The sequence below is a fragment of the Pseudorhodoplanes sp. genome (assembly GCF_035565855.1).
In the GTDB taxonomy this organism is placed as follows: Bacteria; Pseudomonadota; Alphaproteobacteria; order Rhizobiales; family Xanthobacteraceae; genus Pseudorhodoplanes.
This window is the reverse complement of sequence record NZ_DATMRX010000190.1, coordinates 21,494-31,748: the sequence shown is the minus strand read 5'-3', so window position 1 is coordinate 31,748 and position 10,255 is coordinate 21,494. Positions and strand designations below refer to the sequence as shown.

Annotated in this window: 10 protein-coding genes; 4 read left to right on the top strand and 6 right to left on the bottom strand. The window is 64.4% G+C overall.

Annotation, left to right across the window (positions count from 1 at the left end; all coding sequences use genetic code 11):
* Positions 1-760 (top strand): acyl-CoA dehydrogenase family protein (locus VN004_RS10675; RefSeq protein ID WP_325609754.1); only part of this gene is annotated, 760 nt, incomplete at its 5' end.
* Positions 761-792: 32 nt separating this feature from the next.
* Here the strand turns inward: VN004_RS10675 and VN004_RS10670 are convergent.
* Positions 793-1,047, bottom strand: a complete 255-nt coding sequence (locus VN004_RS10670; RefSeq protein WP_325609752.1) for a hypothetical protein — start codon at positions 1,045-1,047, stop codon at positions 793-795.
* 107 nt (positions 1,048-1,154) lie between these two features.
* On the bottom strand, positions 1,155-2,195 hold the full coding sequence (locus VN004_RS10665; protein WP_325609750.1) for a hypothetical protein: 1,041 nt from the start codon (positions 2,193-2,195) through the stop codon (positions 1,155-1,157).
* A gap of 194 nt (positions 2,196-2,389) precedes the next feature.
* Between VN004_RS10665 and VN004_RS10660 the strand changes: the two genes are divergently transcribed.
* Positions 2,390-2,659: a transglycosylase gene (locus VN004_RS10660; RefSeq protein ID WP_325609748.1), complete on the top strand. Its 270-nt coding sequence runs from the start codon at positions 2,390-2,392 to the stop codon at positions 2,657-2,659.
* 48 nt (positions 2,660-2,707) lie between these two features.
* On the opposite strand, the gene VN004_RS10655 is transcribed toward VN004_RS10660, so the two are convergent.
* Positions 2,708-3,676, bottom strand: coding sequence for a TIM44-like domain-containing protein (locus VN004_RS10655; RefSeq protein ID WP_325609746.1), 969 nt, complete (start codon positions 3,674-3,676; stop codon positions 2,708-2,710).
* A gap of 176 nt (positions 3,677-3,852) precedes the next feature.
* On the opposite strand from VN004_RS10655, the gene VN004_RS10650 reads away from it, so the two are divergent.
* Positions 3,853-4,137 carry a hypothetical protein gene (locus VN004_RS10650; protein WP_325609744.1) on the top strand — a complete coding sequence of 95 codons (285 nt, stop codon included), beginning with the start codon at positions 3,853-3,855 and terminating at the stop codon, positions 4,135-4,137.
* Between the two features lie 176 nt (positions 4,138-4,313).
* Positions 4,314-5,669, top strand: coding sequence for a ferredoxin reductase family protein (locus tag VN004_RS10645; protein ID WP_325609742.1), 1,356 nt, complete (start codon positions 4,314-4,316; stop codon positions 5,667-5,669).
* A gap of 49 nt (positions 5,670-5,718) precedes the next feature.
* Here the strand turns inward: VN004_RS10645 and cckA are convergent, their stop codons facing one another.
* The 3 genes from cckA to fliR form a co-directional block, all read right to left on the bottom strand.
* Entirely contained in the window at positions 5,719-8,226 is a 2,508-nt protein-coding gene (gene cckA / locus VN004_RS10640; RefSeq protein ID WP_325609740.1) for a cell cycle histidine kinase CckA, read from the bottom strand.
* A gap of 178 nt (positions 8,227-8,404) precedes the next feature.
* Positions 8,405-9,475 carry a flagellar biosynthesis protein FlhB gene (gene flhB, locus VN004_RS10635; RefSeq protein WP_325609738.1) on the bottom strand — a complete coding sequence of 357 codons (1,071 nt, stop codon included), beginning with the start codon at positions 9,473-9,475 and terminating at the stop codon, positions 8,405-8,407.
* 9 nt (positions 9,476-9,484) lie between these two features.
* A complete protein-coding gene (fliR, locus tag VN004_RS10630) occupies positions 9,485-10,255 on the bottom strand; it encodes a flagellar biosynthetic protein FliR (protein ID WP_325609736.1) in 771 nt (256 codons plus the stop codon).

The following is a 10,255-nucleotide window of genomic DNA, read 5'->3' as shown; positions in this document are numbered from 1 at the left end:
GGTCGACAATTCCGACTGGAACATGCTGGCGGTCTCGGTCTTCGAGGAGGACGGCAAGCCGCCTGTCGACTGGCGGCTGTGCCTGGTGCCGAAGGACGACTACGAGATCATCGACACCTGGTACGCGATGGGCATGGCCGGGACCGGCAGCAAGGATGTGGCCGTCAAGGAATTGTTCGTCCCGGAGCGGCGCGCGCTTGCGCTTCAATTATGCCGCGGCGGCTTTGCGCATCCCGGCGGTGCAATCAATCGCGGACCGCTCTACGGCATCCCGATCGTCGCAGCATCGAGCCATCCGCTCGCGCCCGCGGCTGTCGGCGCAGCGGAAGGCGCGTATGAAACCTTCCTCGCAACGATGGCAAAGCGTTCCGGAACCTATACGGGCGCGAGGGTCGCCGACTTCCAGGCCGTTCAGATCAAGCTCGCCCGCGCCCGCTGCCTGATCGATTCCGCACGCGCGTTCCTGCGGCAATCGTCGATCGACTTCCACGACATCGCGGCGCGGGGCGATTCACCCGACCTCGAAACCAAGCTGCGCTTTCGCGCGCAATCCGCTTTTGCGGTTTCGCAAGCACGCGAGGCGATCGAAACACTCTGGTCCTGCTACGGGGCGCAAGGCATTTACCGGCACGACGCGATGCAGCGTTACCTGCGCGACGTGCTGTCGATCAGCCAGCATTTCTCGTTCAATTTTGACATCGCCGGGTCCGCCTATGGCGCGCACCGGCTTGGCGCGCATTACGCCAACCCGACGATGTAAACGCAGAGCCAGTTGACTAAGGTCGCGTTATCTTATTGAGCGGACTTGTCGCCGTAGCCGGTCGTATTCTGGCGGGTGCGGCCGTCGTTGAAGTCTTTATTAGGCTCGGGCGCGCCCGATGTCTGCTGCTGACTGGGCGAAGAGCCGCCAGTGGTGCCGGGAATGCCGTACAGAACGAAGAGTGACGCGGCTGCGATGATGGCGAGCGCACACAGCGCAGCAAAACCGATCCAGCCGCTACTGTTGGCACGGCGATCCGGCGGATTTTGGTCGGTTTTCTCGATCATGTCGGCGTTCCTTTGCGTCTCCGGTCGGAAACGCAGGGCCGCAGACCTTGTTCCGATGCGAGCTCCGGACAAAGACGCGCACAATACGTCGAATGGTCGATGCGCGCTTATTGCCCCGCCCAGGTGCGCAGAGCCGCGGAGGTGACGGCGCCGCCAACGACGCAGGGCAATCCGAGCGCGACATTGCCGGTCGCCGCCGCGCCGATACAGCCGAGCGCAATCGCGCTTTCGCCGATCCGGCCCGCCGTCATCATGTCGCGTTTGGAGCCGGGACCCTTGCGCTTCAGGTCTTCGATCGCCGCGAGCGCCTCTTTCCGGATTGCGGTCAATTGCATGGTGTCGGCGGCGTCGGTGATCTGCTTGAGGATCTTGGCGGTGTCCTCGGGCTGATGACGGGCACTGCGTTTGAGCATCGCGAGCAGCTTGGGATCGCGCGCGGAATTGCTGGCGAGCGTGTATTTCGCCATCACGCCGATGGTGAGCTTGTCGACGCTGTCGCGTTCGTTGGACCACGGCAGCATCCCGACGATGCGAAGGATCGGACCGTAATCGCCGGTCGCGAAGAAGCGGCCCCACAGCATGTCGAGAAGTTCGGGCGAGGCTTCGAGCGCCCAGTCCACCATCGGCTCCTTCGGCTTGTCGCGCGTGAACAGGCGCTTGAACTTCTCCGTTGCCGAGGGCGCCTTCTGCGGGACGGTCGAGCCGAGCGTCGGCAACGAGCCATCGATATATTTGGCGATCATGACCTTGCGTGCCGGCATCCGGAACGCATGCTCGGCCAGTACATGCTTCCAGTCCGGAAGTCCGGAATGGGCGATCGCGCGCACCATGGCCCAGTCGTCTTCCGGATTGATCGGGAAACTCTTCGCGATCAGATCGCCGGCAATGTTCGGATTGGCGCCGATCACCCCCGATATGAAGCCGATAAAGGCGCCGGCATTATCCGGGTCGCGCAACGCGCCATACCGGCTCATCGCCTGCACGGCGTCCGGCAAACGGTGCGGCTCCGGCTTGTGCCGGTAGCCATTGATCCAGGTCATGACCTCATCGGACGACAGGAAGCCGGCCGATCGCTGCCCTGCGGCAGCCACCGGCAGTGTCATGGCAGCGAAGAGCGCTGCGGCAGCTAAGACGAGACGGATACGCATGGCCCTCCCCCGGGACCGGGCAAGAGGAACAGGCGCTTCCGCCGATTTGATGTCGTGGAGCGGGCAGGATTTGGCAGTTTGCCGCAAAGCCGCCGCAAGCGTTACGCGCAGAATAACGGGGATGGGCGCGACACCGCGCGCGCCCGGGGACCGGATTGTCCTAACCTTAAAGGCATCCTCTCGGGAGACCTGCGATGCGGATCGACCCTGCGCTGACGCTCGCCATCATTCTCGTCATCGGCATTGTCGCCGGACTGATCTTCGACCGGATCGCGGGTCCAGGCTGGCTCACGCGCCAGATTGCCGGGTCGACACGCGGCATGGTGACGAGCGCCCTGGTCGGCATCGCCGGCGCGTTCATCGGTTACCACCTGGTCGCGCTTGCGGTCTCCGGTCCGGTCGCTTTCCTTGGCGCCATCGCCGGCGCGGCCATCGTGCTCTGGGGATGGCGGGTCATTAAATGAAAAGAGCCCGGCATTGCCGGGCTCCGTCGTCCTTTCGTTTGCGCGCGATCAGGCTTCCTGGATCGCCGACAAGATCCAGTCGCCACCGTGGGACCGCATGAAGGTCCACAATTCGGTGCGCTCGACGGGCTCCTTGCTGCCATCGACCAACTGCCCGGTGGCGCGCTGTGTGGTGTAGTCCACCGAGCTGTAACGCATCGCGACCGTTGCGTATTCGGTACCACCCTCGCGCCAGGCTTCCGCAAGATCGCCCTGCTGCAGCTTGACGTCGCTCACGGTATTCACAAGCCCGCGGCTCGCATTGTCATTCAGCTCCTCGGCGAGATAGCTGACGACTTCCGGAGTCGCGAATGCCCGCAACTTCACGACGTCCTCGTTCGAGAACGCGGCCAGCACGTCGGACAGACGCTTCTCGAAGACATCGAAGTCCTGCGGGGTCAGCTCGATCGCGTCTCCACCCCCTAGCGTCGGCGCCGCGCTGCCGCCACCGCCGTAAGCCGGTTGCGGTGCATTCGGCCGCTCATAGGGGTTGGCATCGCGTAATGAAGGGCCGCCGGCCGTTGCATAACCCGGCTGCTGGCGACGCTGCCACCAGGCCCAAAGCAGGCGCGCCACCACGACGACAAGCACGATCTGGATCAAAAGGCCAAGAACGCCGGCGAACGACGACAGGCCGCTGAGGAATCCGCCGCCGAACAACAGGCCGAGGAGACCCGCGCCGAGGAAGCCGGCCATCAGGCCGCCCATGAAGCCGCCGCGATTGAACAGGCCACCGGCCCGGGGAGCCGTGCCTTGACCCACGCTACCGGCACGGGGCGTCTGCGGCTGGGTGATCGAACGGTTGATCGGCGCGGCATTGGGTGCCGTCTGGGTTGCGGGCGGCGCCGTGTAGGTGCGGCTGCCCCGGCTGCCAAAGCTGCCGCCCCGGCGTGCATCGGCATCCACCGCCGTCACGGCGAGCACGACCAGCACGGCAAGGCCGCCCAGGATGTACCGAAAGTTCCAGAAACCCGACATAAAGGAGGTCCTCCCAGACCATGAGTTATGGGCCGACATATAGGACACCCGCCGGCTGAAGATAAGTCCCGCGCCGTGGCGCGCCGGCACTGGAGCGCCGCGCCTGTCCTTGACATAATACATGCCGTAAAGGGGATGGCCGGTGTGACACACGCCCGCAGCTGGGGGAAATACTGATGCAGATGCCGCGATTGAACAGGCCCGCAATGCGCGCGCTTGCCGCAGGGATCGTGGTGCAGGTGTTCTTCTGGGGCGGCTGGGGGGTCAAGGGCAACGATACGGGCGGCATCATCCCCTATCGGCCCGGCGCCGACGAACACGCCCTGCAACTAGCGGGCGCGCATTGCATGCAATACGGCAAATACGCTGTGATCACGAGCGTGCACCCCTGGTACGGCGACTATATCGGCTTCGTCTGCCGCAGGGCCGGACGCTGGGGCCCTGCCTATAACGGTTGGTGATCGCCTCCTGCGAGCCAGTCGCCGGGCGGCTGTCTTAAGCGACGCTGCCCGCGCCGTGTTTGAGCGGACGGCACTCATCGCTTGAGCGAAATCAATGACGCGCGCGCGCATCGGCAGACAATGGCTGCCGCGCGGGGAATTCTTTTGCAGGGGCGCAAGGGGAGAAAGGGCCCCCGATGGGCCGCATCAAACTTGCCTTCTGGGGCTTTCTGGCCCTCCTCACCGCGCTCTGCCTGATCGTCGATCCGCCAGCGTTGCCACCCGCCGGCATCTTCGCCATGCGCAGCCCGATGGTGCAGCTTACCGGCATACTGGCCATGGGCTGCATGAGCCTTGCGATGATCCTCGCGCTGCGCCCGCGCTGGCCGGAGCGGTGGCTTGGCGGCCTCGACAAGATGTACCGCCTGCACAAATGGCTCGGCATCGGCGGCCTTGTGCTGGCGATCACACACTGGCTGTGGACGCAAGGACCGAAATGGCTGGTCGGCTGGGGGCTGCTGGAGCGGCCGGTCCGCGGCGCGCGTGTCCCGGCTCAAAATGCGATCGAGCAGCTGTTGCGGTCGCAGCGGGGCTTTGCCGAAGACCTCGGCGAATGGGCTTTTTATGCCGCGGTGCTTTTGATCGCCGTCGCGCTGATCCGCGCCATCCCCTATCGCTTCTTCTACAAGACGCACCGGCTTGTAGCGGTCGTCTATCTCGTGCTGGTCTTCCACGCGGTGGTGCTGCTGCAATTCGGCTCCTGGGCAACGCCGCTCGGCGTCGTGATGGCGGTGCTGCTCGCTTCCGGAACGGTCGCGGCGATTCTCGTCCTGTTGCGACGCGTCGGCGCGGACCGCACGGTCGAAGGGACGATCGCGCGCCTGCACTATTACCCGGAGCTTCGCGTCATCGAAGGCGATATCGATATCCCCAGGAGCTGGCCGGGGCACAAGCCGGGTCAGTTTGCCTTCGTGACCGGCGATCCCGCCGACGGACCGCACCCCTACACCATTGCGTGCGCCTGGGATCCGGCCGATCACACGCTGACCTTCATCACCAAGGAGCTCGGCGACTACACAAGAACGCTGCGCGAGCGACGCTATGTCGGCGAACGGGTGACGGTCGAGGGGCCCTATGGCTGCTTCACCTTCGAGGATGATTGCCCGCACCAGATCTGGGTCGGCGCCGGCATCGGCATCACGCCTTTCATCGCGCGCATGAAGGCGTTGGCGCGCGAGCGAAAGACAAAGCCGCGGCCGTCACGCCTGCAGGAGGTCGATCTGTTCCACCCCACGGCCGACTACAGCGAGGAGGCCATCGCAAGGCTCACCGCCGACGCCGCGGCGGCCGGTATTCGCCTGCACGTTCTTCACGACAGCCGCGACGGCCGGCTCAATGGCGAACGCATCCGCGCAACGGTGCCGAACTGGCGGGAGGCCAGCATCTGGTTCTGCGGTCCGGCGGGCTTTCGCGAAGCGCTCCGGCGCGACTTCGCCAAAGCGGGAATGGACGTTGCAAAGCGCTTCCAGATGGAGCTGTTCGAGATGCGCTAAGCGCTGGGCTGAGAGAATCGATGGCGCGACCGGTGCCGCGCCACCCTTGTCACTGCGAAAGCGTCTGCTTCACTTGCTCGACCAGCTGCTTGAGGGTGAACGGCTTCGGCAGGAAGGCAAACTGGCCGCCCGGCGGCAGGTTCTTCTGGAAGGCATCCTCGGCATAACCTGAAACGAAGATCATTTTCAGGTTCGGATTCTTCTTGCGCATCTCCTTGAGCAGCGTCGGGCCGTCCATTTCCGGCATCACGACGTCCGACACCACGAGATCGACCTTGCCCTCGTTCTTCTCGAGCTCCTCAAGCGCTTCGACGCCGTTCGAGGCGGTCAGCACCGTATAGCCACGGGACGCCAGCCCTCTTGCATTGAGGGCGCGAAGCCCCTCCTCGTCCTCGACCAGAAGCACCGTGCCGCGACCGGTCAGATCCGCCTGCGCCGCTTCGGCCGGGCTGCCCGCGGCGGCCGCAGCGACGGCCGGCTTTTCGGCGGTTGCCGGCTCTTCCTTCTCGGCAATGTGGCGCGGCAGGAAGATCCGGAATGTCGATCCCTTCCCCAGTTCGGAATCAACATAGATGAAGCCGCCGGTCTGTTTGATGATGCCGTAGACCGTCGACAGACCGAGGCCGGTGCCCTTTCCGACTTCCTTCGTGGAAAAGAACGGCTCGAAAATCTGCGCCATCACCTCGGGCGACATCCCGGTCCCGCTATCGGCAACCTCCACCAGCACGTAATCGCCATCGGGCATTCCCTTGTGCGAGGTCAGCCGCGGATCGCCCGCGGACACATTCGCCGTGCGGACGGTCAGGCTGCCGCCATCAGGCATGGCATCGCGTGCGTTGACCGCGAGATTGACGATAACCTGTTCGAATTGCGACAGGTCCGCCTTCACCGCCCACAGATCGCGGCCGTGAACAACCTCGAGCTTGACCTTCTCGCCGATCAGCCGGCGCAGCAGGATCGTCAGATCGGACAGCGACTCGCCGAGATCGAGCACCTGCGGACGGAGCGTCTGCCGGCGCGAGAAGGCCAGCAATTGCCGCACCAGCGAGGCCGCGCGGTTGGCATTCTGCTTGATCTGCATGATGTCGGCGAATGACGGATCGGTCGGCTTATGCGCGCCGAGCAGGAAATCCGTCGCCATCATGATCGCCGACAGGACGTTGTTGAAGTCGTGCGCGATACCGCCCGCGAGCTGGCCGACGGTATCCATCTTTTGCTGCTGTTTGATCTGGTTTTCCAGCGCGCGCCGCTCGGTATTGTCGAGCGCATAGATGATCGCCGCCTCGGACTCGCGGTCGGCGTCGTCATCGATCGCCGTCACGAAGAAGGTGGCGAACCGGTCCGATCCGACCGACAGCGCCGCTTCCACCGGCGGGATATCGCCCTGGCCCTCGCTTGCGTGGGCGAGCGCCTGTTGGAGCGCACCGCGCTCGCGTTCGGCAACCGTGCTCAGGATGTTGCGATGGGCGTCCGCGATGTCCTTGAACATGCGCGCGAACAGGGCATTCGAGCGCACCACTCGGCCGGACCGGTCGACGGTCGCGATCGCCATCGGTGTGTTGTTGAAGAACCGCATGAAGCGCACTTCGGCGGCGCGCTGCGCATCCTCGTTCTCGCCGCGGGCTCTATTCAGCACCAGCGTACGCGAGGGTCCGGGGGTGCCATCGGCACCGAACGCGACCTTGTGGAACAGCCGCACCGGAATGGAGCGGCCGCCGCGGGTCTTGAAATCGAGATCGAGAACCTCGGTCTTCACCTCGCCCGGCATCGCCGGAATGTTGAGGAGCGAAGCACCCTCGCCCGGCACGATATCGGAGAGCCGGAGCCCTCCGGAGCCGACTTCCGCCAGATCCTGGTCGAGCCAGCTTGCGAGCGTCGCATTCAGATAGACGATGTTGCCCGCGGCATCCGCCGAGAAAAAGCCCGCCGGCGCGTGATCGAGGTAATCGATCGCGTGTTGCAATTCCTGGAAGACGTTTTCCTGCTTCTCGCGGTCTCGCGTGACATCGGCGACGCTCCAGACCGTGGTCCGCGTCCGGCGCTTGTCGCTGCCGGGACGAACGCGCAGGCGCAGCCAGCGCGCCGGCTCGCCGCGGCTGCCGCCGACCCGCACTTCCTCCTGAAGGCGCCGGCCCTCGCGGGCCGCCTTGAGCAGGCGATAAACCGCTTCCGAGACATCGGGATCGCCAAGGAACACCCGCTCGATCGGCCGCACATCCCTCGGGCTCGTGGCGCCGATCAGGCTCAGATAGGCCTGGTTGGCATAGAGGACCCGGCCGCCGGCATCGGTGACCAGAATCCCGTCGAATGCTCCGTCCACGAGGCTCTTGATGTCGGAATCGTCGCGCTCCCGGGCTCCGAAGCGCATGATCCCGGAGGCCAGCGCGAACAGCGAGAACACTCCGACGGTGCCAAGGATCGCAAGCAGGATCAGGATATAAAGAGCGGTATTCCCGCGCCCCACCTGCAACAGCCCGATCGCTGCGCCGACAAGCAGGACCGCGATGAGCAAGACGAGCCCGATACTGCCTCCGCGCTGTGAACGGTGAAGCTTCATCTCGCCCAAATCAGTTGACGTCATGATTGCTGATGCCTCAACCGCAAGGTGATCCGCAAGAGGTCTTCGCCGCCGGCCGGGCGGCGATGGGCCGAATAATTCAGGATATCCGGCGCACGAAGCGCCGGGTTCCCGGCTCCCCGAATGGCCGACAAGGCCGTGCCGAGGCGCCGCATGATCAATGCCCCAGCCCGCGGCGCAGCCGCATCACATAGCCGATGACTTCCGCGACCGCCCGATAATGGTCGGCCGGAATCTCCTGATCAATCTCGACACTGGCATGCAAGGCGCGCGCGAGCGGCGGGTTCTCGACCACCGGGACGTTATGCGCTTCGGCGACTTCCCTGATCTTGAGCGCGATGGCGTCGAGACCCTTGGCGACGCAGACTGGAGCGTTATCGCCGCGGTCGTATTTCAGCGCAACCGCGTAGTGGGTCGGGTTCATGATCACCACCGAAGCTTCCGGGACCGCCGCCATCATTCGCTTGCGCATACGGCCCTCGCGGATCCGGCGAATGCGCGCCTTCACCATCGGATCGCCGTCGGTCTGCTTGAACTCCTCCTTGATCTCCTGAAGCGACATCTTCTGCTTCTCGAACCATTGCCGGTACTGGAAGAAGAAATCGGCCGCGGCGATGAATGCCATGATGACGACGACGAAGCCGAGCATCTTCAGAGCGAAGACCGAGACAAAAGGCAGGATCGCGGCGACATCGAGCGTCACCAGCGTGTCGAGGCGATCGCGCTCGGGCCACAGCAGCATCGCCATCACGGTGCCGAGCAAGGCGATCTTGGCGATGCCCTTCGCAAAATTGACGAGCGCGACTTTCGAGAACAGCCGCTTCAATCCCGAGACCGGCGAGATCTTGGAGAATTTCGGCTTGAGGCTTTCGGCCGACCACACGAGGCGATGCTGGATCACGTTGCCGCCTACCGCGAACAGCGCGACCAGCAACACCGGAATGGCGACCGCAGCCAGCACCTCGACGCCGATCCGGCTGGACAAGCGGACGAGGCTCGCGCCATCGGTCGGGATCTGATGCGCATTGGCGATCAGCCCGGTGAAGGTCGATTTCAGCCCGGTCCCCATCGAGCCGGAGAAAACCATCAGCATCAATGTGCCGCCGGCCAGCACGAACCAGGTCGACACCTCCTGGCTCTTGGCAACGTCGCCGCGTTGCAGCGCTTCGTCGAGCCTTTTCTGTGTCGGGTCTTCTGATTTCTCGTTGTCTTCGCTCTGCTCGGCCATGGCGCCTGCTCACGAATAGGGAGCGATCTGGCGCAGGATCGCGCCGATGAATTGCAGGAACGTGCCCATCATCGCGGAGACCACGATGAGCAGTATCATCAGGCCGAGCATGATCGACAGTGGCATGCCCACGAAGAAGACCTGCATCTGCGGCATCAAGCGCGACAGAACGCCAAGGCCGAGATTGAACAGAAGCCCGAAGACCAGGAACGGCGCGCTGAGCTGGATGCCGACCTTGAACGCGCCGGCAACGGTGTCGGTCATCAGCTTGGCGACATCGCCGACCATGATCGCAGCCCCCGGCGCAAAGATGCGATAGCTGTCATTCAGGGCGGCAATGACGAGGTAATGCAGGTCCGTCGCGAAGATCAGCGTGAGCCCGAGCATCGCAAGGAAGTTGCCGACAATGACGTTCTGCTGCCCCTGCGTCGGATCAACCGCCGTGACAAAGCCGAGCCCGATCTGCTGGGCGATCACGGTGCCCGCCACCTGCAGGGCGGAGACCGAGAGCCGCGCCACGAGGCCGAGGATCGCGCCGATCAGGATTTCGTGGCCCAGCATGAGAAGCACCGGGCCGAATTCCTTCAGGTCGATGGTGTAGGCATTGCGGTGCAGCGGCAGGAACATTGCGCTCAGCACAAGCGCGACGGTGAGCCGCACACGAACCGGCATGCTCATCTCGCCGAGTCCCGGCAGCATCATCACCATGGTGCCGATGCGGGCGAAAACCAGCATGAAGGTCGCGGCGAGAACGGGGAGAAAGGCAAGTTCGACCCGCAT

Excerpts from the sequence above, each read along its gene's own strand:
- VN004_RS10665 (WP_325609750.1), bottom strand. The coding sequence starts at position 2,195 with ATGCGTATCCGTCTCGTCTTAGCTGCCGCAGCGCTCTTCGCTGCCATG.
- VN004_RS10655 (WP_325609746.1), bottom strand. The coding sequence starts at position 3,676 with ATGTCGGGTTTCTGGAACTTTCGGTACATCCTGGGCGGCCTTGCCGTG.
- cckA (WP_325609740.1), bottom strand. The coding sequence starts at position 8,226 with ATGAAGCTTCACCGTTCACAGCGCGGAGGCAGTATCGGGCTCGTCTTG.
- VN004_RS10670 (WP_325609752.1), bottom strand. The coding sequence starts at position 1,047 with ATGATCGAGAAAACCGACCAAAATCCGCCGGATCGCCGTGCCAACAGT.
- flhB (WP_325609738.1), bottom strand. The coding sequence starts at position 9,475 with ATGGCCGAGCAGAGCGAAGACAACGAGAAATCAGAAGACCCGACACAG.
- fliR (WP_325609736.1), bottom strand. The coding sequence starts at position 10,255 with ATGCGGGTCGAACTTGCCTTTCTCCCCGTTCTCGCCGCGACCTTCATG.
- VN004_RS10660 (WP_325609748.1), top strand. The coding sequence starts at position 2,390 with ATGCGGATCGACCCTGCGCTGACGCTCGCCATCATTCTCGTCATCGGC.
- VN004_RS10650 (WP_325609744.1), top strand. The coding sequence starts at position 3,853 with ATGCAGATGCCGCGATTGAACAGGCCCGCAATGCGCGCGCTTGCCGCA.
- VN004_RS10645 (WP_325609742.1), top strand. The coding sequence starts at position 4,314 with ATGGGCCGCATCAAACTTGCCTTCTGGGGCTTTCTGGCCCTCCTCACC.